Source organism: Pseudodesulfovibrio cashew, assembly GCF_009762795.1.
GTDB lineage: Bacteria > Desulfobacterota > Desulfovibrionia > Desulfovibrionales > Desulfovibrionaceae > Pseudodesulfovibrio > Pseudodesulfovibrio cashew.
In genome coordinates, this window is sequence record NZ_CP046400.1 from 1,177,994 (window position 1) to 1,200,948 (window position 22,955).

Here is a 22,955-nt window from a genome sequence, read left to right on the forward strand (position 1 = left end):
AGGCATTAGACAAATCAGTCATGTCCGATCCTTTTTTGCAGCATAATCGGCTAGGTCTTTGGGTGTTAAAAAGACACTGAGGTTCTGCCCTTTGAATATGAAAACCGGGTATGTCGTTTCGTGTTGCATAGTTGCCTTGCATAGGAGGGAGGACACCTGTCCGGGCGCCTGTCCCGGATAAGTTGAAAGCCCGGAGCAGAAAGCTCCGGGCATGATTATATATATTTCTCTTAGTCTTTCTGTCGCAATCTCCGTTTGACTTGATAAAAAGTCAGTAACTGCCGAAGAGTGCTCGCAAGCAGGCAAGCGAGGTAGACTACGAAAAAGAATGCGCCAACCTCTGTGTTATTGGTGAAAGCATAGACAATCAGGCTGAGCGCTATGCCTATCACAAGATAGAACAGAGTGTTTTTGGCAATGTTGCCTAGTGTATATTCCTTTTCAAGTTTGTAGAGAGTCTTATTCTTCATATGATGCTTTCCCGTAACGTTCCCTTTCGCGGATTGCCTCTTCTGTATCTAATACGTCAAGCCACCCTTTGGCTGCCGCCTCTTTTTTCCAAAGCAGGAAGTCTCCTCCCTTGTTGGCTTCCGCGGGAGAGATCAGGTCACCGATTGGAGCTGTCAAAAGTCCCAATCCTGTGGCGACTCTCGAAGAAAGTTTACCCGCCTGCTTGAGGCCTTCAATCCCGACAGTTACCCCAGTAGAAACGACATCCCCCGTAGTGATGTCAAACAACCCCAGCGGGTCCGCGCCATTCACCGGATCATCCAGACAATACCCATACCAATCCGGGTCGCCGCCCGCGTCGCCCATGGGATCCGGGGCGGTCCAGCGGCTGGTGAAGGTGTCGTAATGTCGCTGGACTAAGAGGATGAAGTCGAGGGTATAGAGGAGCATGAGGGGCAAAAGTATTACCAGCTAATTTGAGATCATCAACGTGTCATTGTAGCACTTGCCTACTTTGGGGTTGTAGTCAGGGCTAATCTCGCAAAATGTTTTTTCTTTGTAGGCACTTAAAAAATTGAATGGTTCATGAACTGTAAGTTGTAATTTAAGATCTTTTCCGGCCCCACGGTAGGGAAGATTGAAGACGAGTATATTTATTGATGTAACTCCATTGATGAGCCGCAGATGTCGTCTGTTTGGCATATATGTATTGCCTGTTGCTATGATTTGTCCTTTGGAAATGAAATGATATTTCAAAGTACCAGGACCTACAATATTGTCATGGAATATATCCTTGTCTGTGACAGAAATGGCTAGGCTATAGCATGTGCTGTGTGTGTATTTTAAAGGGATAGTGATGGTGTTGCCTTCTTTGGTAACATCAAATGGGACAAAGCAAGTATTTTTGTAGTAAGATTCAGGAAAAAAGGATGCTTGAAACCAATCTGATTTAAAGAAGTATATGCCGACAACTATAAGTAGTACCGCGGTGATTTTTAGGTATTTCATGATGCAGCCTTTTAGCCGAAGGGGCACATGCCCCTTCGGGCGTTATTACTAGATTAATTTTTTTCCGCTGTTCGCAGAAAGCGATATCGCTCGCGTAACCTATCAGCATAATCTTGGCAGTTGTTCGACTTGCTTCCCATTTTGCATGCTTTGTATGTGCCTGGCTCAAGACTCTTCTGGGCCTGCCGCATACGTTCATCGTCAAAGTGCGTGTCATCAAGTTTATAGTTGGTGATGTCCTCATCTTTCATTAGGCCATGATTCCCCAAACCGATATTGTCGCCTGTCCCATCTTCATAGAATCCGTGCTCGTGCTTCAGTTCATAGTTGCCCTTGTCGGCGGTCGATCCGTTGGTTCCGATCCAATGCCATCTGTCGGGCAGGAAGCCCAAGGGGCGTTTGCCGAAAATGAACAACCCCAGCGGGTCCGCGCCATTCACCGGATCATCCAGGCAATACCCATACCAATCCGTGTCGCCGCCCGCGTCGCCCATGGGGTCCGGGGCGGTCCAGCGGCTGGTGAAGGTGTCGCCGTTACGCTATGAAGGATAAAGCCCGAAGGTGTATCACTTCGGGCTTCGATCTATTTGAGTGACGACAGGAAAATGAATGCGGCGACAGCGCTTATAAGCAGACCAAGGATGCCGTTTATGAGTTTCTCTTTTGGATTTAATCCACTGTCACTGTTGAACCATCTTTTCCAAGAGAAAGGGTGCAAGTCAATGTTTCGATTTATATACCATTCTCGAAGATAGCATGCGCCTCCAACAAAGCAAACAATCCAAGCAGTCAGGTAGAAGATTTGGCCGATGCTCATTTTTCTTTTCTCTTCATAAGTGCTTGCTGAAGCAAGCTATCAGTAATTTCCGTACCCGTTGCAGAGCCTACTACCCCTCCTAATGAACTCGCATCCTTTAGAGGTTCTGGAGGGATTGTTCTGGGAGGAGTGATTCGTCCAAAACTCTTTCCTGCTTTACTCCCAAGTTTGCCGATTCCTGCATCAATACCACCGCTTGCTCCTGCCGCAGCAACCTTCTTGAGATCATTAACTGCTCCTGTTTTTATCACTTGGTTGCCTGCTTCATTTACAGCCGCAGAACCTGCGCCCAGCAGTAGCGTCGAGACCAAGCCTCCTCCCAAAGTACTTGCTGCTCCAGTTGCCGCGCCCAGTCCAATGGATTTGGCATAGTCGCCTGTCGACATCGCTCCGCTGTTCCAATCATCCCAATTGTCATAGGCATTGGACGCTCCACCAATGGCCGCACCGGCAACAGGCACCCATGCAAACAACCCCAGCAGGTCCGCGCCATTCACCGGATCATCCAGGCAATACCCATACCAATCCGGGTCGCCGCCCGCGTCGCCCATGGGATCCGGGGCGGTCCAGCGGCTGGTGAAAGTGTCGTAATCTCTCCAGCCGAAGCGGACGAAGCCGAGGTCCCGGTCGTGCAGGCCTCCGGCAAAGCCGATGGAGTTTGCATGTCTTAATAGATCTTATCGATACTGTTCATCCTACTGGTTAATCCGCAGGGCTTCACCTATGCATCGGTTAACCTTTGGGTCATAATCAGGAGTGATTCTGCATTTGATGTTGTCTTTGTAGGGCGCTAGGAACTCGAAGGGTTCAACAACCTCAAGCTCCAAAACAAGTTCGCTGCTTTGCCCCGGAAAGGGAAGATCAAAAAGCATAACAGGGATTAAAGAGGTGTTGCGGCGAAGTCCTAATTGATGCCTGTCCGGTGGAAATGATAACCCGTTGCCGAGAAGTTTTCCCCCGGAAACAAAGCGGTATGCCAATCGGCCGGGTCCGACCATGCTGTGATGAAAGACATTTTTGTCTGGTACTGTCAGGGCTAAATCATAACATGTCTGGTAGGTATACTTGAGTGGAATGGAAACTTTTTCACCTCTTTTCGTTGCGTCAAATGGAGCATCATAAATCGGTTGATAAAAACGATTGTAGAGAAACGTGGATTGAAACCAGTTGGTATTGTAAAAATATACGCTAGCAAGTGTGGCACAAAGAATTAGTGTTAAAAAAGCTCTCATGAAAAATCCTGATAAGCGGGGTGGAGGAGCCACCCCGCATCTTTTTAATATTTCTTTGCAGTGCGTAGGAATCGGTACCGCTCACGCAATTTATCTGCGTAGTCTTGGCAATTGTTTGACTGGCCGCCCATTTTAAATAATTTATAATCGCCGGGATCTAAACTGCTTTGTGCTTCGCGCATAAGAGTATCATCAAAGTGCGTTTCTTCGAGTTTATACTTGCTGATCTCTTCATTTTTTAACATTTTATCATTCCCCAAACCGATATTGTCGCCTGTCCCATCTTCATAGAATCCGTGCTCGTGCTTCAGTTCATAGTTGCCCTTGTCGGCGGTCGATCCGTCGGTTCCGATCCAATGCCAACTGTCGGGCAGGAAGCCCAAGGGGCGTTTGCCGAATACGAACAACCCCAGCGGGTCCGCGCCATTCACCGGATCATCCAGGCAATACCCATACCAATCCGGGTCGCCGCCCGCGTCGCCCATGGGATCCGGGGCGGTCCAGCGGCTGGTGAAGGTGTCGTAATCTCTCCAGCCGAAGCGGACGAAGCCGAGGTCCCGGTCGTGCAGGCCTCCGGCAAAGCCGATGGGGATTCGCAGGGCCGGGTTCGAGTCCTCGATGATGCCGCCGAAGGGGTCGTACAGGACTTCCTTTATCACATTGCCGGACTGGTCGGCAACCACTCGCAGGGAGCCGACCTGGTCGTAGTGCAGGGTGGCCGTGGCGCCGTCCTCGCGCTCCATGGCGTAGGGCGTGCGCTCGCCTGTGCGATAGAGGAAGCGGTAGGCGGCCTCGCCGTCGTGAAACCCGGCCAGGCGCAGGAAGTCGAGCCATCGGTAGGCTTCGACCAGCTCGCCGTTGCGGTACTTCGCCTCGCGTTGCCCGTTCTCATCATGGGCGAACTCGAAGACGACGTCCTCGTCCTCCTGGGTGGCCTTGAGCAGCCGGTAGTCCGGGGCGTATTCGTACAGGGTGTAGCTGCCCTCGTGGTTCCAGAGGGAGCGGAACCCCTGCTCGTCGTGGGTGTAGCCGTTGTTCCCGGCCTGTTGCAGCCGGTTGTCCAGGCGGTAGCGGTAGTTGCGCACCTGGCTGCCGTGCGTCTTGGGGAAATAGTCCTGCTGCCGCCTGCCGTCCCGGTCGTAGTGGCACTGGCAGATGAGCCGGTTGTCCAGATGCGCCTCGAACAGCCGTCCCTGTTTGTCGTAGGCGTAGGTCCACCGGACGGTCTTGCCGCCGACGGTTTCGGTTTTCTCCACGATGCATCCGTTCCGGTCATGCCTGAGTTGAAATGAGTATGTTGAGCTCATGAGAGTCTCCCTTGTTTCGTTCCCCGGGACCATCCCCGGGAATCGGGAAAACCCTACACCCGGTTTTCAGGCCCGGATGAAAACGGGCGTCAGAGGGATGAAAACGGGCGAAAATGGCATAACATTTCCTCTTGACGGGATTTTGAGAGCGGCCTGAATCCGGCGAAAAAAAGCCCCGGAACCGTGTTGGTCCAGGGCATGTCTTTTCCTGTCCGGGATGAAGTCCGGGCTTTGGATTTGCGGGAGGGAGAGTAGCGGGTTGGAGCTGGCCCTGCAAGACGCTTGAGCCAGCCGGAGAGCTGCCTAGTATCGCGTATTCATGCGCGCATAGCCGTTGTGTTTCGCGTAGTGCTGCTTGCCGCCGTCGCCGGTGAGTCCCACGAGCAGCATGCCGGCCGTCAGGAGGGCGGTGAGGCAGAGGGCGGGCAGCGCGGCCTTGCCTGCCAGGTGTTTGCGCAGCACCGACCAGTTGATGGGGATGTGCAGAAAGCACAACAGGACGAAGGCGAGGCCAACCCACTTGTGAATGTCCATAACGCCAGGGAACCTGACGTGAAAGAGCAGCAGGAGGCTCGTGATCATCATCGGGATGAAGGTGAAGGCCGTGGCCGTGGAAACAAAGGCGCGGTTCTTTTTAAGTTGTGTCATGGTGCTTCTCCATTGATTTGTTGGTGTGGCTGTATGGAGGGCATGTACTACGGGAGCGCCGGAGCGATTCCGGGATAACGTTGTAAAGTGTGAAAAAGTGTGAACGGGCCGGAAAAGGCTAACGTCCGTTTCGGAAAATCGGTATGGACCGCTTGAGAGGTGCACATGAGGGATCTTATTCTGATTATCGACGACGACGCCAAGCTGCGAAAGATGATCGGCGACTACCTGGCAGGATACGACTACGGAGTCAGGGAGTTGGCCGACGGGACCGATGTGGCGGAGCAGGTCGGTCGATTGCGTCCTGCGGTCGTGATCCTGGACGTCATGATGCCGGGCAGGGACGGCTTCGAGGTGCTTTCGGATATCCGCCGGGTGTCGAAGGTGCCCGTGATCATGCTCACGGCAAAGGGTGATCCGTCCGACCGGGTCGTGGGGCTTGAGATGGGAGCGGACGACTACCTGCCCAAGCCGTTCAACCTGCGGGAGCTCCTGGCCCGCATCCGGGCCGCGCTGCGTCGGTATGAGCCAAAATCCGCCAGGCAGGACGTCTTGGAAGCGGGCGGAGTCCTGCTGGATCTCTCCCGGCAGGTCATGCGCGTCGAGTCATCGGAGTATGACCTGGGCACTGCGGAATTCAACGTCCTGTCGTCGCTCATGCGCCATCCCGACGTTCCGCTGTCGAGGGACACGCTGCTCGACATGGGGTGGGGCGTGGAAACCATCGTGTCCGATAGGACCGTGGATGTGCACGTCAGCCGGTTGCGGGCGCTGCTGCGGAACCATGCCGGACACGAAGACCGGATCAAGACGGTCTGGGGCACGGGCTACAAGTTTGTGGGGAAGTCGGCATGAAGCGGCTCTATTGGAAAATCGTCGTGACCGAGGGGGTGTTCCTCGCCCTGGTCATCGGCGGGGTCATGTGGATCCTGGCCCTCTCCCATCAGGCGGATGAATTCCGGCGGGAGGACGAACGCAAGGCCGCTATCGAGTTGTTGAAGATAGGCCTCCGGAACGACCTGACGCGGGAGGTCCCGCTCGCCAACCTGGAGAAGGTCGCCTCCAGGCTCTTCAAGAGCAATGTCCGGATCGTAAAGGCGGACGCAGCCGGGGCGGAAACCTCGCCCGACGCCATCCATTTCAACCAGGACGGGGTTCCGTACCTGCTGATCATGTCCGATGACGCGCCCCATGGAGACGCCCGGGGGATCGTCTCCTTTCTGACCCATTCGAAGTACATGGGCATCCTGCTGGTCCTGACCATGACGCTCGGTCTGCTGGCCATTCCGCTGGCGCGCATCGTCACCCGGCCCCTCGGTAGGCTGAGGCGGGACATGCGACGGTTTGCCTCGGGCGACCTGGCGCACCGGACCGACGTTGCCTCCGGAGACGAGGTCGGGGATGTGGCCAGGGATTTCAACGAGATGGCGGAGTCCATCCAGAGCCTGGTTCACGTCGGGCGTGAGATGACCGCGCACGTCTCGCACGAGCTGCGCAGTCCGCTGACCCGGATAGACGTGGCCAGACAGGTTCTGGAGGAGCAGGTGTCGGGCCGGCCGCTCGCGCTTCTCGATTCCATACGCGAGGAAGTGGAGGGCATGGATGCGCTCATAGACAGGATTCTTCGCCTCTCCCGCCTTGAACTGAACGACAATACGCCCGCGCCGGTCTGTCTGGCGGAGCTCCTCGGGGAAGCGCTGCGGCGGCACCAGGCCTCCTTCAAGGCCAATGACGTCGACCTACGCGCCGAAGTTCCCCGGAGCCTTCCGGGCGTCGGCGTGAAGGAGGATCTCGCCTGCCTCGTGGACAACCTCCTGGGCAACGCCCTGAAGTTCACGCCTCGGGGCGGCCACATCGACGTCGCCTTGAACAGAGACAAGGATCAGGCGGTCCTGACGGTCTCCAACGAGGCGGAAAAGCCCGCCGTGGACCCGGCGCGCCTGACAGAGCCGTTCCAGCGCGGTGCGGCCTCGGAGTCCGTCCCGGGGTCGGGCCTCGGCCTCGCCATCGCCAAGAGGGTCGTGGATAATCACGGCGGCGAGATGGCGTTGTCATGGCACAGGGGCGTGTTTTCCGTCGTCGTCAGCCTTCCTCAGGGAACAGAACGGGAAGGATAGGCCTGTCCGGGGCCGACCTCATTTTTTCGGCAGCGTTGCGTCGAACACGGAAAGCGTTGCGCCTTCCTGTGGACTTTGTTTTCATCTACGCTTACACATATGAACACTTTCGTATGTGTGCATATACATTTTTGTACGAAAGAAAGGTCGTTTTTGTAGGCTAAAAATACAACATGCTGAAACTATGAGATAATTTTATTGGTACGGTTTGTGCTTTTAGAAGCCCAACCATAACCAACCCCGGGAGGGTTTCATGAATATCACCTACAAGCCCATCGGCTATCTCCATACTCCGCACAAAAATGTCACGGGCATGCCCGTCCAGCCTTCGGGCGCCAAGGGCGTGCACGGTACCCTGACGGTGCTGCCCGAGTTTCGCGAAGGGCTGAAGGACATCGACGGCTTTTCCTACCTCATCGTCCTCTACCACCTGCATGAAATCTGCGGGCAGGAGCTGACCGTCACTCCGTTCCTGGACACGAACCCCCACGGAATTTTCGCCACTCGCTCGCCCAAGCGGCCGAATTCACTGGGGCTCTCCGTCATGAAGCTGCTCGAGGTGGAGAACGGAGTCCTGCTGCTCGACAACGTGGACGTGCTCGACGGGACGCCGGTCATCGACATCAAGCCGTACGTGCCGGACTTTGACGTCTGGCCCGCCGAGCGCGTGGGCTGGTTCGAGGGCAAGTCCGGCAACGCCACGACCAAGCGCAGCGACAGCCGCTTCGCCAACCCTGAGCCGGTCTGCGTGGAAGAGTAACGGGCCTTGCTGGCCTCCCGTTAAGCTTTTTCAAGAAATCTTAAGCCTGTCTTGGGTAACCCGCCTTCCGCTGGACGCGATTGTCTTGTGGAGAGCCTTGCGCGCGCTCCGCATGTCCGCCTTTGGGGAAAGGGAGACCGCTCTGTCGGCTGTTGCCGGACGCGGAGAGCGCGGGGGCGAACCCTAGGAGGTGTCCAATGGAAATCGGTTCCATGGGATCCATGGCCGGTATGATGGGCATGCAAGGCATGAGCGGGATGCAGAAGCCCGACGAGTCCGAGATGGCGTCCAACTTCGTCGACTCCCTCGACTCGGATGACGACGGCCTGCTCAGTCAGGCCGAGTTCTCCGTGGCCGAAAGCCCGGATGGCACTGACAGCGCGGAAGCTTTTGACGCCCTCGATACCAACGAGGACGGCTTCGTTTCCCAGGATGAGCTGGAAGCCGACATGAAATCCAAGATGGAGGACATGAAGGCCCAGATGGAATCCGGCATGTTCAGCGGCATCCGACAAAGCGGCGACAGCGAGGAGTTCCAGCAACTCGCGGACATGATCGGCTCCGGTACCGGCGACCAGGCCTTGGGCGCGGAACGGTACGCCCAGATGCAGGGGACCCTGTTCAGCGGTATGGGTGAACAGGCCTCCGCCGGATTGAGCCTGAGCGCCTGATCTCCTTCCACTGTCCAGCCTTATTGAGGGGCATTCGCTCCGAGCCGCGCCCTTTGGCGCGGCTTTAAGCTGTTGGCTGGGGCTCGATTGCGGCGTCGCTGCGAAAAGTCCAACGCGCCGCGTATCCTGACACGCTTCGGCCTTGCGTCTTTTCCGCTTTCGCCTTTGAATTTTTTTCGGCAGCCATCGCCGGTATTCCACGAGCCGCGAGCGCGGCAAAAATCATATCAACGAGCCCTCGTCCCAAGCCTTGCCGACTGCGTTCGGCCTTCCAGGTGCGCTCAAGTCGCTTTACGCATCAGGCCGGACGGAGCCGGGGCGGTCGGCCGGGCCTTTCTCTTCTCGTTTAGCGAGGCAATTTTATTTGTTATTATGGCTTGTTGCATGGGTCACTTCGTCAGCCCTGGCATGGGATATACAAATGGATAGACAAGTGATATCGGGTGGATCAAGGAGAGTTCCGCCCATGAGGAAAATGCTGGTCATAACCCGCGACGGAGGCCGCTCGGAGGATGTCGAGGAGCTGTTCGGAAAGGGGAAGGTCGTCGGGGCCGGAGGCGGTCTTGATGAGACGGCCCCGGAGGGCGACCGCGAGGTGGACACGCTGTTCGTCGATGTCGAAACCCTGCTGAACGGCGACGGCTCCATTTCTTCGGCTTTGGAGGACCTCTGGCAGCACTATCCGTCCGCCGCCATCGTGGTCATGGCCGACGACGGCCAGACCAAGGAGGCCGTGGACGCGGTCAAGGCGGGGGCCTTCGACTACCTCACCCGTCCCGTGGGCAGGGAGGAGTTCGGCCTCGTCATGGACAAGGTCCGCCGGACCGACGTCCTCCAATCCGAACTCGACTACCTGCGCGACCAGTTCTGGAACGAGGAGTCCCTCGACTACGTGGACACGCGCAGCAAGGCCATGCGCGACGTGTTCGTCAAGCTCCGTCAGGTGGCCGGGACCCGTACCACCGTGCTGCTGACAGGGGAGACCGGCACCGGCAAGAGTCTCATCGCCAAGCTGCTGCACGCCCACAGCAACCGCAGGGATATGCCGTTCATCAGCGTCCATTGCGGGGCCATTCCGGATACGCTGGTGGAGAGCGAGCTCTTCGGCCATGAAAAGGGCTCATTTACCGGCGCGGTGCGGCGCAAGCTGGGCAAGTTCGAGCTGGCCCACGGCGGCACCATCTTTCTCGACGAGATCGGCACGGTCAGCCAGTCGGTACAGGTCAAGCTGCTCAACGTCATCCAGGAGCGGGTCATCCAGCGCGTGGGCGGAGAGAGCGACCTGGCGGTGGACGTGCGGATCATCGCCGCCACCAACGAGGACATGGGCCAGTTGGTGGAGGAAGGGCGTTTCCGCCGGGACCTCTACTACCGCCTGAACGTCTTCCCCATCCGCATTCCTCCCCTGCGGGAACGCGCCGAGGACATCCCCCGCCTTTCCGAAGGGTTCATCAAGCAGTTCAATGGGCTGCTCAATACCGAGGTGAAGAGCATCCACCCCCAGGTGCTGGACCGGCTCATGGAGTACCATTGGCCGGGCAACGTGCGCGAGCTGGAGAACGTCATCGAGCGCGCCTGCATCCTGGAGCCGGGCGACGTGCTGACTCCGGACAGTTTCCCTCCCGACCTCCTGGGCGGTCAGGGAGAGATGGTCACCGCGCCGGTGCGGACCAACCTGCCTTTGAAGGAGGCGCGCCGCATTACGGTGGACACCTTCGAAAAGCAGTACCTGGCCAGCGTCCTGGAGCTGTGCGGGGGCGTGATCAAGGACGCCGCCGAGCACGCCGGGATAACCACCCGCCAGTTGAACAAGCTCATGAACCGCCACGGGCTGGACAAGAAACCTTACAAGAATAAGAAATAAAAATTCCGAAATAGAGCCCAATGCGATCTTAAAATTCTTATTCTTATTTAACTTGTTGAAAATATAGCTAGTTTATTTCGACAGGTCGCACTCTCACTCCTTCTGTTTCCCCGGAAAGCAGCGTTTCCAGCCCCATCCTTTTTGTTTACGGAACTTTTAGTTCCTGTTTCATTCTTTGGGTTTCTAAAATAAATCCCTGTATTTCAGTCTGTTATGCGGTTGGCATGGTCGATGCTTTGGGGGCTGGCAAAGATCAGTCGAGGAACCGAATGACCCAGGCTTCGAACATATCGTGCAGGCGCAGAGAAACCATCCGTGGCGTGGTCGTCCCCGAGCAGTGGGACGACCAGTTTCGTGTCACCGAGGTGCATATCGCCTGCGAGGGCGAGCGCGAGGTGCGGGTGGAGAACCTGGATCGGTTTCCGGTCCTGCTTTCCCTTTCGCAGACCGAGGCTGTCTTCACCGGCTCCGTGCTCCGCTCGGACATGGGCGAATCGATCATCGTCGAGAGTTTTACCCCTCTCGGCGGGGCGTAGGGCGCTGAGGCGGTCCCGCCGGATGCGGGCCGTCCATGGCCGGGATGAAAACAACACGGAGTTACACCATGGACAATTTGATCAGTGAAGCGGTTGATTCGCGCGAGGTGCGCGAGATCAGGATCGTGTCCGGCCTGACGCCCGACGATGTGGAAGCCATTCTGGAAATGGCGGGCAACAGCGGCCTGTTCTCCTCGGACGCCCTGATGGCCGCCGAGGACATGGCCTGGGACAGCGCCTACGGCGACGGCAGGGAGGCCCACACTTTTTTGCAGGCCGTGACGGGCGAGGAGGATGGTGCGCGCACGGTCGGCTTCATCTGCTTCGGTCCCATCGCCCACTGGACCGGCGACTACGAGATGTACGGCATCGCCGTGGACGGAGAGTTCCAGCGGCTGGGCATCGGCACCGCCCTTGTGCTCGAGATGAAGCGCCAGATAGCCGCTAACGGCGGTAAGGGAATTTTCCTTGAAACGGGGATGGACCGGGCCTACGAGAACGCCCGCCTCTTCTACGAGGCCAACGATTTCGTCCAGGAACACCGCTTTTGCAAGCAGTTCATCCCCAATGATGGGGGCGTGGTTTACCGCTTTGGCGTGGAGGCCGAAGAAATTTCGCAGTACCAGTAAAGGGGGCGGCATGGCTTTGGATGTGTATGAAGAAACCTTGTACGGGCAGGTCCTGCCCCTGGACTGGGACAACGAATCGGTATCCGGTGTCGTGCTCCTGGTGGATGGGGAAGAGGAATTTGTTGTCGAGCCGGACAAGAACGGCAAGAAGCTCTACGATCTTATCGACAGGTGGGTGACCGCCGAGGGCGTGATCCGGGAATACCCCAATGAGCTTCGCTTTCAGGTTCGGTCATACAAAGTGGAAGACGAATTGGATTACATGGACGACGACAACTGGTAGTTGCGCCGAAACTGTCAGCCCTGAACGGTCAAAGCCGCCCAGGCCATCACGAGTTAAAGAGAATGATACATCCTGATACGGAAGTGCGATTCATCGATCCGGCCATGGGCCGCGGTGTCTTCGCCACCGCCGACATCCCGTGCGGCACCATCGTCTACGTCAAGGACAGGCTGGAGATCGAGTTGACCGACGAGGCGTTTCACGCCCTGGACGAACCGCTCCGGGCACAGGCCGAGAAGTACGCCTACACCGACGAGCGCGGCGTTCGCATCCTCAGCTGGGACAACGCCAAATACGTCAACCACCGCTGCGACTGCAACACCATCAGCACCGGTTACGGCTTCGAGATTGCCATCCGCGACATCGCGTGCGGCGAGGAGATCTGCGACGACTATGGGCTGTTCAACGTGGAGGAGGACATTCCCGTGTCCTGCAACTGCCCCTGCTGCCGGGGAACCATTCGGCCGGACGACATCGAGACCCACCATGAGGAGTGGGATCGGATGATCATCCCGGCCCTGGCGCGGGTGCCCGAGGTGGAACAGCCGCTGATGGCCTACATGGAAGACAACGACAAGCGGAAGCTGCGGGCGTATCTCTGCGCGGAGGCGCCGTACACTTCAGTAACGGCCCTGCGCTACAAATCGGCGTGCAAGGAAGCGGACCTGCCTCCCGGACCCATCGGCGCCGTTTATCAGGAAGCCAATGGCTAAGAAAACTCCAAGATACCCAAAGATGACCATCGGGTGGCGGGAGTGGATCTCGCTGCCCGATTTTTTTGTGCCTGCCATCAAGGCCAAGATCGACACCGGTGCGGCCACCTCGGCCATCCACGCCTTTGACGTGACGACGTTTACACGTGATGGGCAGCGGTTCGTCCGCTTCTGCATCCATCCACTCCAGGGGCGGGACGACATCTCCATCCCCTGCGAAGCCCCGTTGCTGGACAAGCGGAAGGTGAAGAACTCCGGCGGCAGGAGCCAGGAACGGTACGTTGTCGGCACCACCCTCGAAGTGGCGGGCCGAAGATGGCCCATCGAGCTGACCCTGACCAGCCGGGACGAGATGAAATTCCGGATGCTGTTGGGCCGCTCGGCCATGCGCGGGAGGCTGGTCGTCGATCCGCACCTCTCCTACCAGGCCGGAAAAATTGAAATTGAAACCTGTTACCCTGATTTGGAAGACTCATGAAAATTGCCATCCTGTCGCGCAAGCGATCCCTGTATTCGACCAACGCCCTGGTAGAGGCCGGCCGTGCCGCCGGTCACGACATGCGCGTCATCAATCCGCTGCGCTGCTACATGAACATCGCCTCGCACAACCCGACCATCCATTACAAGGGCGAGGACCTCTCCGACATCGACGCGGTCATTCCGCGCATCGGCGCGTCCATCACCTTTTACGGCACCGCCGTGGTCCGCCAGTTCGAGATGATGGGCGTATACTGCCTCAACGAGTCCGTGGCCATCACCCGCTCGCGCGACAAGCTGCGCAGCATGCAGCTGCTCTCACGCAAGGGCATCGGCCTTCCGGTCACCGGTTTCGCCAACTCCACCAAGTTCACCGACGACCTCATCGAGATGGTCGGAGGCGCGCCGCTGGTGGTCAAGCTGCTGGAGGGCACCCAGGGCATCGGCGTGGTCCTGGCCGAGAACAATCAGGCCGCCAAAAGCGTCATCGAGGCCTTCCAGGGCGTCAAGGCCAACATCCTGGTCCAGGAGTACATCCGCGAGGCCAACGGCTGCGACATCCGCTGCCTGGTCATCGGCGGTAAGGTGGTGGCCGCAATGCAGCGCAAGGCCCTGCCCGGCGAGTTCCGCTCCAACCTGCATCGGGGCGGCTCGGCCTCTGCCATCCGGATCACCCCCGAGGAGCGCTCCACGGCCATGCGGGCGGCAAAGATCATGGGCCTGAACGTCTGCGGCGTGGACCTGCTGCGTACCAACCACGGCCCGGTGGTCATGGAGGTCAACTCCTCTCCCGGGCTGGAGGGCATCGAGACCGTGACCGGCAAGAACATGGCGGCCCGCATCATCGACTTCGCGGAAAAGAACGCCAAGCCGGGCAGGACGCAGACCAAGGGCAAGGGATAACGGCCTTTCGAATGTGGGAGCAGTCCCGTTGATTCAACGATATCAGCCCCCTGCATGTTCGCGCATGCCGGGGGCTTTCTTTTGGGGCAGCTCCCTGGGCTGGTACTGGAAGAGGGGGTGTTATTTCCCGATTCGCATCCTTGACTCCACTGGAAACGGACGTATCCATTGAATAGGAGACAACCTTAACCTTCAGAGGAGGATGTCATGACTGTTTCAAAGCTGAACCCCTGGAATTGGTTCAGGAAAGAGCGGGAGCAGGAACACTCCCTGCCTGTCAGGAAGCCGGGGCGCGGCGGTACCGGAGCCGTGTCGCCGCTTGACCGTTTCCACGACGAATTCGACCGCATGGTCGAGTCCATGTTTACGGGCTTCGGACTGCCTGCGGAAGGAGGTCTGTTCGGCGCGGGCGAGGCCGGGTTCGGCAAGGTGGCCATCAAGCCCAAGGTCGACGTCTACGGGACCGAGAAGGAGTACGTCATCGAGGCCGATCTCCCCGGCGTGGAAGAGAAGGACCTGTCCATCGAGCTCAAGGACGACGTGCTGATCCTGTCCGCGGAGAAGCGGCACGACGAGAAGACCGAGGAAAAGGGCTACTACCGGGTGGAGCGCTCCTATGGTTCGTTCCGCCGCGTCTTCAACATCCCCGAAGACGCGGACAGGGAAAACATCCGCGCCAAGCTGACCAAGGGCGTGCTCTGCGTGACCATGCCGAGGACCAGGGCGGTCGGGGGCGAGACCAGGAAGATCGCGGTGGACAGCGAACAGACGGCGTGACCGCCCCACGCCGCAACAGTGAAAACCCCGGCCCATGCGACCGGGGTTTGTCTTTTGGTGGAAGCTTCGGCCCGGCAGGGGCCGGCCGCGTCGGTTGCCTCGGACCGGGGACCGGTGTTATCACTTCCGGCGAGTTGTCCAATCGGAGAAGAGCGTGAAAGAACTGTTCAACAATCCCTACGTCCTCAAGACCGCGTACAGCCTTGGCCTGGCCCTCGTGCTTTTCCTGCTGGCCAGGCTTGCGGGCGCAATGACCCGCAGGCGTGGCGGCAAGCCTGCCGAATCCGGCTTCGTCATCAAATACGCCGGGCTGTCCGTCTTTGCCCTGTGTCTGGTCTTTATCTGGATGGACGGACTCGGCCCCATCGTGACCGTTCTGAGCGTGGTGGCGGCGGCCCTGACCATCGTTTCCAAGGAATTGATCCTGAATTTCCTCGGCTCGTTCGTCATCCTCTGGCGCGAGCTCTTCGCCATCGGCGACCGCGTACAGGTGGGCGACTGCGCGGGTGATGTCATCGACAAGGGGCTGTTCTATTTCACCCTGCTGGAGGTGGGCAACAACGATTTCGCAGGGCACAGCACCGGCAGGCTGATCAAGGTGCCCAACTCCCTGGCCCTGACCCTGCCCGTGATCAACGCAACGCGCGGTGCCGGGTATGTCTGGAACGAGATCGGCGTGACCATCACCCGCGAAAGCGACCGCGAGGCGGCAAGGGACGCCCTCTTGGCCACCGTGGGGGAATACTATGCCCGGGAGGGCGTGGACCTGGAGCGGGTGAAGCGGTTCTTCGAGACGAAGGGCGTTTTCTTCCGCAAGACCACGCCCCGTGTTTATCTGGGCGTGGTCACCGGCGGATTCCGTCTCACCCTGCGTTACCTGTGCAGCTCCAGGATGAGCCGCGAGAGCGGGGATTTCATCCTCACCGGCTTTGTGGATCGCTGCCCGGAGCTCGGCGTGGAGCTGGCTCAGACGCAGGAATAGGCTGTTGGCCGACCCGGCAGGTAAATTTCTTGTAACCTCCCCTGATTTCGCCACGATAAAGAGAATACGCGTCCTGCTCCTGCGGGCGCGGATCTTCAATAAGACAGGCCTTCAGCAAATGACCATTCTGCCAGTAGAGATCCCGCCCGAGACCCTGAAGCGGCTCATGGAAAAAAAAGCGGGAAAGCCAGCCCCCGGACACGAGCGCCGGAAACGTAAGCAGGGCGATTCCTGAGCGTACCGACGCTGTTCCCTATGATGATGACGAGAGCAGGCTGCTCAAGGTGTCGGCCTGGGTTTCGTAGGTGCTGAGCAGGGAGTCCAGCGCGGAGTATTTCCGTTGCAGGGACGTCTCCAGGGAATCCAGCCGTTTTTCCTCGTTGTAGATCTGGTTGTCCAGGCTGTCGACGCTGTCCTCGTAGTTCTCGATCAGAATGGCCAGGGTGCCGCTTTCCTCGTTTGTGTAGTTGTCCAGGGCGTCCGAGAGTTCACCGATCTTGCCCTGCTTGACCCGCGCCGTGCCTGAATAGTCGCCGTCCGCCTGGTTGGCTATGGACAGGTACAACCCCTTGGCGCTGGAGCCGGTGCCGAGGATGGTCCAGCCGTCCACGGAGGCCTCTTCGCCGTCGATGGTGGCCGAGGTGATCTCGCCGCCTTCAACGGTGTATTCCACGGTGTGGTCTCCGGCGGGCGTGACCGTGTCGATGACCGAGATGACCTGGAAATCCGAGCTGTCTGATTCGCCTTCGGCCCGGGCCGCAAAGAGCTGGGCCACGGCCTCCGGGTCGGTGTCCAGGGCCTCCTCCAGTTCGTCCTCGTCCAGCAATAGCTGGCCGTAAGTATCCGAATCCTCATCCGTATCCGTGTAGAAGCCTATCTGGGACAGGGAGCTGTAATAGTCGCCGCCCTCATCCTCGTCGTAATACTGGAAGCCCAGCGCCCCGGACGAGATGATCGACTTGATCTCGCTGTACATGATGTCCAGGGCGTAGCTGTTGAGGGTGTAGGTCTCCTCGTCGGAGTCCTCCTCCTCGGTCACCCGGCCGGTGATGAGCTGAAGATCCAGGATGATCTGGTTCAGTCCCTCCACGAATTCGGTGATGGTGTCGAACATCTCGTCCGTGTCGTACTCCACGGTGACGATGACCCCGTCGCTGTCCGTCGTCTCCTTGAGCTCGAAGGTGATGCCGTCCACCACGTCGTCTATGGAGTTGGTGTCGCGCTCGATCCAGGCGTCCTCGTCCACCGGGAAGCCGTCCACCTTGATCTGGGCGTTCTGGCCGGTCTGGGTGTTGACGAACCCGTCCACGGACATGCCGGTCAGGGAACCGGTGTCCGTGACCGTGATGACGTTGTCCGCCCCGGCGTCCGTGCTGTTCAGCACGAAATAGTAGCTGCTGCCGTCGTACATCAGGTCCGCCTCGAACTTGTCGCGGGCGTCAACGCTGCCGTTGATGGTGGTCACCAGGCCGTTCAGGGTCGTGCCAGCGGCCACATCAATGGAGATGGTTTCGCCCTGGAATTCGACCTCCAGGGTGGTGGCCTCGGACGCGATGACGGTGTCCTCGGAGTCATACCCCTGGTCGTTGCTCACCCAGACGTCGTTGAGGGCGAGTTGGTTGACTACGATGGTGTGCGTGCCTTCCTCGGCCTCGCCGTCCACGTCCACCTCGACTTCGTCGCTGCTGCACTCGCCGAGCAGGGAGTAGAACTCGTCCGGCTCGTCGATGTCGTCCAGGGTCTCGTTGAAGTCGTCGATGGCCTCCTCCAGTTCCTCCAGAATGTCGATTATGTATTCGTTCTCCTCCTGCTGCGCCTCGTACGCCTCCAACTGGAAGCTCTCGGCATCGATGGTGGCGTCGATGATCTCGGAGAAGTCCGTGCCATTACCCAGCCCGGAAAAGGATATCTCGCCGGAGGTGGTCACCGGTTCGTAGGAACTGACGCTGCTGGAAACCGAGGAAACATATCCCATGACAACCTCCTAGATGTAGTTGAGCAGGCTCATTTTCATGATGTCCGCAGACGAGTTGAGCACCGCTTCATAGACGTAGTTGGCCTGTTCCAGTTCGACGATGATCTGGGTCGCGTCCGCATCCTCCTCGCGGCTGATGCTGTTGGCGGTCAGGCTCTGGACCAGGGAAAGGGACTGCTCGGTGTAGGAGACCTTGGTCTCCCTGGCACCGAGGTTGGCCGCCCCGGTCTCCACTACCTCGTGGGCGTCGCCCAGCACCTCCAGGCAATCGGCAACGCCGTCGTAGTCGCCGGTCTCCAGGCAGACGATGCAGTCGCTGATGGTCTCGAAGAGGTTGGCCCCGTCGTAGGGCGTGCCCGTGTCGTCCAAGCCGCCGAAGATGGTGCTGCCCACCGTGGTCATGTCCACGCTGGTGTTTTCCGAGATGGACACGGACATGGCCGTGTCGCTCCCGGTGTAGACCACTGCCTGGCGCAGGTAGAATTCTCCCTCTCCCTCGCCGTCGGCAGCGGAGACCACGGTGCCCGTGGCCATCTCCACCTGGGCGTCCCCCAGGTCGAGGACCGTATCGCCGGCGGCCAGGGTGGCCGTGGTCCAGGTCTCGCCGTTGTCCGTGGAATATTGGTAGTCGATGGCATCGGTGCCGATGGTCCCGTCGCTCGTGAACTGGACCGTGACCGTGGAGTCCACTTCGCCGCTCAGTTCCACGAAGGAGGCGTTGGACAGCGTCTCGCCCGGCAGGGTGACGCCCAGGCCGAACTCATAGGCGTTGTCTCCAATGTCGTCCCCGGCGAAGAGGTAATCGGACCCGGTCTGGGTGTTGGCGATGGCGAACAGGCTCTCCAGGTAGCTCTCCATCTCCAGGGCCATGGCCTGAAGCTGCGTCTCGGTGTAGGTCTCGCTTGCGCCCTGTTCGGCCAGTTCCATGGCCGCCGCGATGATTTCACTGGCATCGTTGAGGACCTCGTCCGCGGTGGAGAGGTAGTCCGAGGCCACGCCGCAGTTGTCCACGTAGCCGCTCAGGGTTTGATCGTAGGCTCGCAACTCCACCACCTGCCCCATGCCCGCCGGATCGTCCGAGGGGCGGTTGATTCGCTTCTGCGAACTGTTGATCTCGTTCAGCTTGGCCACGTCGTTGAGCGAGGAGTTCAACTGGGTCAGTGACTGCGAGAATATTTGAGATGTGCTGATGCGCATGGTCGCTCCTTGCCGCCTAGACGATGTCCAGGATGGTATCCATCATTTCGCGGGTCACGGTGATGATCTCGGCGGCCGCCTGATAGGCCTGCTGGTACTTGGTCAGCGCGATGAGCTCCTCGTCGATGTTCACTTCGCTGGCCGAGGCCTGCTGGTCGTAATAGTAGTCCGCCGAGGTCTGCGCGTAGGTCTGCTTCAGCTCGGTGGAGGCCGCCGCCGACCCCACCTCGGTGACCAGTGCCGACAGGGCCTCGGTGAGGGAGGTCTCGGTGTCGCCCACGGTGACCGTCTCGTCGGCCAGGGTGGCGATGGTTTCGGCCACGGTGTTGCTGCCGCTGCTCACGCTGCCGTCGCTGTTCACGGTCCCGGCGTTGATGTGGGAGGTGTCCGTTGCCACGGTAGCGTCGAGGGCGATGGATGCGGCGTCGCTGCCGGTGAAAAAGGTGTTGATACCCAGGGCGGCCAGCAGGTTGGACGTGTCCTCGCCGATCTCGAAGGTCATGTCCGAAGCCGAGGAAAGCGTGAGCTGTCCGTCGGTGACCGTGGCCGTCAACTCCCCGCCGAAAGCCGTGTTGATGTCCGCGGCCACGCTGTCCAGGGTGGAAGTGGCCGGGTCGACTGAGATGATGGCCGAAGTGGAGACCTCGCCGTCGCTGTCATAGGTGTAGAGCGCGATGTCCCCGGCCTCGATCCGGTCGGCGTAGGCGAGTCCCGAGTTGCTCAGCACGTCGCTTGCGTCGTCCACGGAGAAGCTGGCGGTCAGGGAAGTCTGCCCTTCCAGTCCGACCCCTTCGGAGTGGGCCTCGTTGACTTCCCAGATGAGCGCCTCGGCCAGGTCGTCCAGGTCGTCCAGGGTGGGGATCACAGTGTCGTCCCTGGCGATGAACAGTCCGGCCAGGGAGCCGCTCGAGGTCCGCCCGGATACGTCGCTGCCGCTGTCGTCGGTCATGGGGGTGATGTTCTGGAGGTTGCCGTCTCCGTTTTCCCAGTACAGGCCGCTCTTGGCGATGACGGTGTAGCGGTCGCCCTCGGCGTGGTCGCCGGTGCCGTCGAACCAGATCTCCACGCCTTCGATGGTCACGGAAGAGTCTTCGTCGCCCGCGGTATAGAGTAGGGTGTCGCCGTTTTCGTCCGTCTGCCAGGTGTTGCCGCCGTCGGTCGAGACCTTGAACTGGGCCGTACCGTCCGCGCCGGAAGAGACGAATTCGATGAGGATCTCCTCGCTGGAGGAGCCGGAATATTCCAGGGTGCCCTCGTAGTCCGAATCGCGAATCAGGGTCGAGGTGACCTGGGCGGTGCCGTAGACAAGGCTGTGGGTGCTGGTTCCGTCTACCAAGGTGTATCCCTCCTCAGTCAGGATGGTTACCGCGCCGCTGGACTGCTCGATGACCTCCACGCCGATGATCTCGTCCAGGTCGCGGATCATCTGGTCGCGGTCGGAGATGGCCTGGGTGTCGTCCGGGTTGGCGGTGATGGCCGCGTTGGCTGCGGCGATGTCTTCGATGAGCTGGTTGGCGTCGCTGATCTGGCTCTTGATCTCGGAGTCGATGGTGTCGGCCATGGTTTCCAGCTCCTCGGCCGTGGAGTTGAGGGCGTAGACCAGGGTCTCGGCCTCGCCCAGAAGGGCTTCCCGCGCGGACGAGGAGTCCGGGTCGGTGGTCAGTTCGTTCCAGCCGTCCAGGAACTCGCCCAGGATGTAGTTGAGGCCGCTGTCCTCTTCCTGATCCAGCAGGGTGTCGAGCTGGGAGAGGTATTCCAGGGCCGCGGTCTCCCGCGCCGCATCGGCCGAGGCCTCCAGGTACTGCGCCTCCACGAAGTCGTCCTTTTCGGACTGGATGGCCGCCACGTCCGCGCCCGTGCCCACGGTGAGTCCGTAGATGGTGATGGACTCGCTGGTCTCGTAGACGACGGTGGTCCGCTGGTATCCCTCGGTGTCCGCGTTGGCGATGTTGTTGGACGCATTGTCCACCGACACCTGGGCGTTCTGCAGGGCCGTGGTGGCGATGTTGTAGAGGTTGTTGAGCATGGCGGGCCTCCTGAAGCGTCCTGGTTTAGCGCTTCATGCTGATGGCGGTGGAAAGCAGGGTGTCCGCCGTGGTGATGATCTTCGAGTTGGCCTGATACGCGGCCTGGAGGATGATCAGGTTGGTCAGCTCCGTGGCCGTGTCCACGTTGGACTGCTCCAGGGCGTTGGCCGTGATGGTGCCGAATCCGGCGGAGCCCGCCGTACCGATTCGCGCCTGGCCGGAGTCGGTGGTGGCGGAGTAGAGGTTGCTGCCCTCGGAATAGAGCCCCTGGAGGTTGGTGAAGTCGGCCAGGGCGAAGGAGTAGAGTTCCTCGGACTGGCCGTTGGTGTAGTTGCCCGAGAGCACGCCGTTCTCGTCGATGGAGACGTCTATGAGGGTGCCGGGCGCGTAGCCGTCCTGAAGCAGGGAGTAGGTGGCCGAGCTGTCGCTGTAGCTGGTGGTGGCGCTGGTACCCAGGACCGCGTTGTTGAAGGTCGGCAGGTCGTCCGGGTCGGCGGTGCCGATGGCCGAGAGGGTGGTGATGCCGCCCGAGGTGTCCCATCCCGAGCCCGAGGCGAAGTCCGTGTTGGTCAGGCCGATGTTGAAGCCGATCTCCTGGTTTTCGTCCGCGCCGGTGAAGTTGGCCTCCAGCACGGGGCTGCCCTCGTCGTCGAACTCGGCCAGTTCCCAGTTGTCCATGTCCAGGGGGTCGGTGCTCGAAGGCGTGTCGCTCAGGGTGAAGGCCGTGGTGGAGATGAGCTGGCCCGAAGTGTCGAAGGTGATGGTTCCGGCCATGAGCAGGCCCGCCGCGCTGGTGGTGTCCAGGTCGGTGCCGGAGAAGACTCGCTCGTCCTCGTCCGCGTCGCAGGTGACGAGGTATTCCCAGACGATGGAGCCGTCATCCGAGGTCTCCACCTTGTCGAAGTAGACGGTCAGGTCATGGGACGAGCCGTTTTCGTCATAGATGGTGATGGTCGTGGAGTAGGCGTAGAGGGAGTCGCCGATGGGCGGGTCCTGGGTTCCGTCGTAGTAGTTGAAGAGAGCGGTGTACGGGTCGGTGGAGGAGGTGGCGTTGTCCGTCTCAGTGGAGTCCAGGTTCAGGGCGAACTGAACCTCGGTAGTGGCGCTGGGCGGAGACTGGGACTCGTCGAGCTGGATGTCCACCAGGGACCCGGAGATGGAGCCGTCCTCCATGGCCCAGCCCTGGACCCGGTTGCCGTGCGCGTCCACCAGGTAGCCCTCGGTGTCGAAGGAGAAGTTGCCCGCGCGGGTGTAGTAGGTGGTGTTGGTGTCGGGGTCGACCACGATGTAGAAACCGTCGCCGTTGATGGCCACGTCCGTGTCCGAGTTGGTGGATTCGTAGGACCCCTGGGAGTAGTCGGTGTTGACCGAGGCCACGGTCACGCCGTTGCCGATCTGGTCCGAACTGCCGCCCGCGTAAATGGTGGAGTAGAAGACGTCCTCGAACTGGACCGAGGAGCTCTTGTAGGCCGTGGTGGTGGAGTTTGCCAGGTTGTTACTGACCACCGAAGTGGCTTCGCTCTGGGCCTGGAGGCCGGAAATGCCGGTATACATGGAGCCGGTGATACTCATGTCGAATCTC

General features: G+C 59.5%; 24 protein-coding genes. 13 read left to right on the top strand and 11 right to left on the bottom strand.

What is annotated here, in order from left to right; all coding sequences use genetic code 11:
- Positions 1-459: 459 nt before the first annotated feature.
- From GM415_RS18040 to GM415_RS05205, 7 genes are all read right to left on the bottom strand, one after another.
- Entirely contained in the window at positions 460-900 is a 441-nt protein-coding gene (locus tag GM415_RS18040; RefSeq protein WP_242012355.1) for an RHS repeat-associated core domain-containing protein, read from the bottom strand.
- 21 nt (positions 901-921) lie between these two features.
- Positions 922-1,458, bottom strand: coding sequence for a hypothetical protein (locus GM415_RS05180; protein ID WP_158946762.1), 537 nt, complete (start codon positions 1,456-1,458; stop codon positions 922-924).
- Positions 1,459-1,511: 53 nt separating this feature from the next.
- On the bottom strand, positions 1,512-1,952 hold the full coding sequence (locus GM415_RS05185) for a hypothetical protein (RefSeq protein WP_242012356.1): 441 nt from the start codon (positions 1,950-1,952) through the stop codon (positions 1,512-1,514).
- Between the two features lie 319 nt (positions 1,953-2,271).
- Positions 2,272-2,928 (bottom strand): RHS repeat-associated core domain-containing protein, encoded by a 657-nt coding sequence (locus GM415_RS05190; protein WP_277872938.1) that lies wholly within the window; start codon positions 2,926-2,928, stop codon positions 2,272-2,274.
- 42 nt (positions 2,929-2,970) lie between these two features.
- The gene (locus tag GM415_RS05195) at positions 2,971-3,507 is read right to left on the bottom strand and encodes a hypothetical protein (protein ID WP_158946763.1); all 537 of its coding nucleotides are present in this window, start codon (positions 3,505-3,507) and stop codon (positions 2,971-2,973) included.
- Positions 3,508-3,551: 44 nt separating this feature from the next.
- Positions 3,552-4,814 (bottom strand): RHS repeat domain-containing protein, encoded by a 1,263-nt coding sequence (locus GM415_RS18280; RefSeq protein WP_158946764.1) that lies wholly within the window; start codon positions 4,812-4,814, stop codon positions 3,552-3,554.
- Between the two features lie 303 nt (positions 4,815-5,117).
- Positions 5,118-5,462 (bottom strand): DUF4405 domain-containing protein, encoded by a 345-nt coding sequence (locus GM415_RS05205; protein WP_158946765.1) that lies wholly within the window; start codon positions 5,460-5,462, stop codon positions 5,118-5,120.
- 165 nt (positions 5,463-5,627) lie between these two features.
- On the opposite strand from GM415_RS05205, the gene GM415_RS05210 reads away from it, so the two are divergent.
- The 13 genes from GM415_RS05210 (at position 5,628) to GM415_RS05270 (ending at position 16,174) form a co-directional block, all read left to right on the top strand.
- Positions 5,628-6,317: a response regulator gene (locus GM415_RS05210; protein ID WP_158946766.1), complete on the top strand. Its 690-nt coding sequence runs from the start codon at positions 5,628-5,630 to the stop codon at positions 6,315-6,317.
- Positions 6,314-7,579 carry a sensor histidine kinase gene (locus GM415_RS05215; RefSeq protein ID WP_158946767.1) on the top strand — a complete coding sequence of 422 codons (1,266 nt, stop codon included), beginning with the start codon at positions 6,314-6,316 and terminating at the stop codon, positions 7,577-7,579. The genes GM415_RS05210 and GM415_RS05215 overlap by 4 nt, the downstream gene beginning before the upstream one ends.
- A 253-nt stretch (positions 7,580-7,832) precedes the next feature.
- On the top strand, positions 7,833-8,339 hold the full coding sequence (gene tsaA, locus GM415_RS05220) for a tRNA (N6-threonylcarbamoyladenosine(37)-N6)-methyltransferase TrmO (RefSeq protein WP_158946768.1): 507 nt from the start codon (positions 7,833-7,835) through the stop codon (positions 8,337-8,339).
- Positions 8,340-8,536: 197 nt separating this feature from the next.
- Positions 8,537-9,010: an EF-hand domain-containing protein gene (locus tag GM415_RS05225; protein ID WP_158946769.1), complete on the top strand. Its 474-nt coding sequence runs from the start codon at positions 8,537-8,539 to the stop codon at positions 9,008-9,010.
- Positions 9,011-9,476: 466 nt separating this feature from the next.
- Entirely contained in the window at positions 9,477-10,874 is a 1,398-nt protein-coding gene (locus GM415_RS05230) for a sigma-54-dependent transcriptional regulator (protein WP_158946770.1), read from the top strand.
- A 269-nt stretch (positions 10,875-11,143) separates the two neighbouring features.
- Entirely contained in the window at positions 11,144-11,410 is a 267-nt protein-coding gene (locus GM415_RS05235) for a hypothetical protein (protein WP_158946771.1), read from the top strand.
- A 68-nt stretch (positions 11,411-11,478) separates the two neighbouring features.
- Entirely contained in the window at positions 11,479-12,039 is a 561-nt protein-coding gene (locus GM415_RS05240; RefSeq protein ID WP_158946772.1) for a GNAT family N-acetyltransferase, read from the top strand.
- 10 nt (positions 12,040-12,049) lie between these two features.
- Positions 12,050-12,322: a hypothetical protein gene (locus tag GM415_RS05245; protein WP_158946773.1), complete on the top strand. Its 273-nt coding sequence runs from the start codon at positions 12,050-12,052 to the stop codon at positions 12,320-12,322.
- A gap of 62 nt (positions 12,323-12,384) precedes the next feature.
- Positions 12,385-13,035, top strand: coding sequence for an SET domain-containing protein (locus GM415_RS05250; protein WP_158946774.1), 651 nt, complete (start codon positions 12,385-12,387; stop codon positions 13,033-13,035).
- Complete coding sequence (locus GM415_RS05255) at positions 13,028-13,513, top strand: ATP-dependent zinc protease family protein (RefSeq protein ID WP_242012357.1); 486 nt, start codon at positions 13,028-13,030, stop codon at positions 13,511-13,513. The genes GM415_RS05250 and GM415_RS05255 overlap by 8 nt, the downstream gene beginning before the upstream one ends.
- Complete coding sequence (gene rimK / locus GM415_RS05260; RefSeq protein ID WP_158946775.1) at positions 13,510-14,415, top strand: 30S ribosomal protein S6--L-glutamate ligase; 906 nt, start codon at positions 13,510-13,512, stop codon at positions 14,413-14,415. Before GM415_RS05255 ends, rimK begins: the two co-directional genes overlap by 4 nt.
- A gap of 207 nt (positions 14,416-14,622) precedes the next feature.
- Positions 14,623-15,192 carry an Hsp20/alpha crystallin family protein gene (locus GM415_RS05265; RefSeq protein WP_158946776.1) on the top strand — a complete coding sequence of 190 codons (570 nt, stop codon included), beginning with the start codon at positions 14,623-14,625 and terminating at the stop codon, positions 15,190-15,192.
- A gap of 154 nt (positions 15,193-15,346) precedes the next feature.
- Positions 15,347-16,174 (top strand): mechanosensitive ion channel family protein, encoded by an 828-nt coding sequence (locus GM415_RS05270; protein WP_242012359.1) that lies wholly within the window; start codon positions 15,347-15,349, stop codon positions 16,172-16,174.
- 253 nt (positions 16,175-16,427) lie between these two features.
- On the opposite strand, the gene fliD is transcribed toward GM415_RS05270, so the two are convergent.
- Genes fliD through GM415_RS05290 form a run of 4 tightly spaced genes read right to left on the bottom strand, consistent with a single transcriptional unit; the run spans position 16,428 to position 22,945 of the window.
- Positions 16,428-18,149 carry a flagellar filament capping protein FliD gene (gene fliD / locus GM415_RS05275; protein ID WP_158946778.1) on the bottom strand — a complete coding sequence of 574 codons (1,722 nt, stop codon included), beginning with the start codon at positions 18,147-18,149 and terminating at the stop codon, positions 16,428-16,430.
- Between the two features lie 9 nt (positions 18,150-18,158).
- Positions 18,159-19,346: a flagellar hook-associated protein FlgL gene (gene flgL / locus GM415_RS05280; RefSeq protein WP_158946779.1), complete on the bottom strand. Its 1,188-nt coding sequence runs from the start codon at positions 19,344-19,346 to the stop codon at positions 18,159-18,161.
- Between the two features lie 16 nt (positions 19,347-19,362).
- Positions 19,363-21,372 carry a flagellar hook-associated protein FlgK gene (flgK, locus tag GM415_RS05285; RefSeq protein WP_158946780.1) on the bottom strand — a complete coding sequence of 670 codons (2,010 nt, stop codon included), beginning with the start codon at positions 21,370-21,372 and terminating at the stop codon, positions 19,363-19,365.
- 25 nt (positions 21,373-21,397) lie between these two features.
- The gene (locus GM415_RS05290) at positions 21,398-22,945 is read right to left on the bottom strand and encodes a flagellar hook protein FlgE (protein WP_158946781.1); all 1,548 of its coding nucleotides are present in this window, start codon (positions 22,943-22,945) and stop codon (positions 21,398-21,400) included.
- Positions 22,946-22,955 lie beyond the last annotated feature (10 nt).

Excerpts from the sequence above, each read along its gene's own strand:
- GM415_RS05185 (WP_242012356.1), bottom strand. The coding sequence starts at position 1,952 with ATGGGCGACGCGGGCGGCGACACGGATTGGTATGGGTATTGCCTGGAT.
- GM415_RS05180 (WP_158946762.1), bottom strand. The coding sequence starts at position 1,458 with ATGAAATACCTAAAAATCACCGCGGTACTACTTATAGTTGTCGGCATA.
- GM415_RS05265 (WP_158946776.1), top strand. The coding sequence starts at position 14,623 with ATGACTGTTTCAAAGCTGAACCCCTGGAATTGGTTCAGGAAAGAGCGG.
- rimK (WP_158946775.1), top strand. The coding sequence starts at position 13,510 with ATGAAAATTGCCATCCTGTCGCGCAAGCGATCCCTGTATTCGACCAAC.
- flgL (WP_158946779.1), bottom strand. The coding sequence starts at position 19,346 with ATGCGCATCAGCACATCTCAAATATTCTCGCAGTCACTGACCCAGTTG.
- GM415_RS05205 (WP_158946765.1), bottom strand. The coding sequence starts at position 5,462 with ATGACACAACTTAAAAAGAACCGCGCCTTTGTTTCCACGGCCACGGCC.
- flgK (WP_158946780.1), bottom strand. The coding sequence starts at position 21,372 with ATGCTCAACAACCTCTACAACATCGCCACCACGGCCCTGCAGAACGCC.
- GM415_RS05225 (WP_158946769.1), top strand. The coding sequence starts at position 8,537 with ATGGAAATCGGTTCCATGGGATCCATGGCCGGTATGATGGGCATGCAA.
- GM415_RS05235 (WP_158946771.1), top strand. The coding sequence starts at position 11,144 with ATGACCCAGGCTTCGAACATATCGTGCAGGCGCAGAGAAACCATCCGT.
- GM415_RS05245 (WP_158946773.1), top strand. The coding sequence starts at position 12,050 with ATGGCTTTGGATGTGTATGAAGAAACCTTGTACGGGCAGGTCCTGCCC.
- GM415_RS05230 (WP_158946770.1), top strand. The coding sequence starts at position 9,477 with ATGAGGAAAATGCTGGTCATAACCCGCGACGGAGGCCGCTCGGAGGAT.
- fliD (WP_158946778.1), bottom strand. The coding sequence starts at position 18,149 with ATGGGATATGTTTCCTCGGTTTCCAGCAGCGTCAGTTCCTACGAACCG.
- GM415_RS05255 (WP_242012357.1), top strand. The coding sequence starts at position 13,028 with ATGGCTAAGAAAACTCCAAGATACCCAAAGATGACCATCGGGTGGCGG.
- GM415_RS05240 (WP_158946772.1), top strand. The coding sequence starts at position 11,479 with ATGGACAATTTGATCAGTGAAGCGGTTGATTCGCGCGAGGTGCGCGAG.
- GM415_RS05195 (WP_158946763.1), bottom strand. The coding sequence starts at position 3,507 with ATGAGAGCTTTTTTAACACTAATTCTTTGTGCCACACTTGCTAGCGTA.
- GM415_RS05290 (WP_158946781.1), bottom strand. The coding sequence starts at position 22,945 with ATGAGTATCACCGGCTCCATGTATACCGGCATTTCCGGCCTCCAGGCC.
- GM415_RS18280 (WP_158946764.1), bottom strand. The coding sequence starts at position 4,814 with ATGAGCTCAACATACTCATTTCAACTCAGGCATGACCGGAACGGATGC.
- GM415_RS18040 (WP_242012355.1), bottom strand. The coding sequence starts at position 900 with ATGCTCCTCTATACCCTCGACTTCATCCTCTTAGTCCAGCGACATTAC.
- GM415_RS05215 (WP_158946767.1), top strand. The coding sequence starts at position 6,314 with ATGAAGCGGCTCTATTGGAAAATCGTCGTGACCGAGGGGGTGTTCCTC.
- tsaA (WP_158946768.1), top strand. The coding sequence starts at position 7,833 with ATGAATATCACCTACAAGCCCATCGGCTATCTCCATACTCCGCACAAA.
- GM415_RS05250 (WP_158946774.1), top strand. The coding sequence starts at position 12,385 with ATGATACATCCTGATACGGAAGTGCGATTCATCGATCCGGCCATGGGC.
- GM415_RS05210 (WP_158946766.1), top strand. The coding sequence starts at position 5,628 with ATGAGGGATCTTATTCTGATTATCGACGACGACGCCAAGCTGCGAAAG.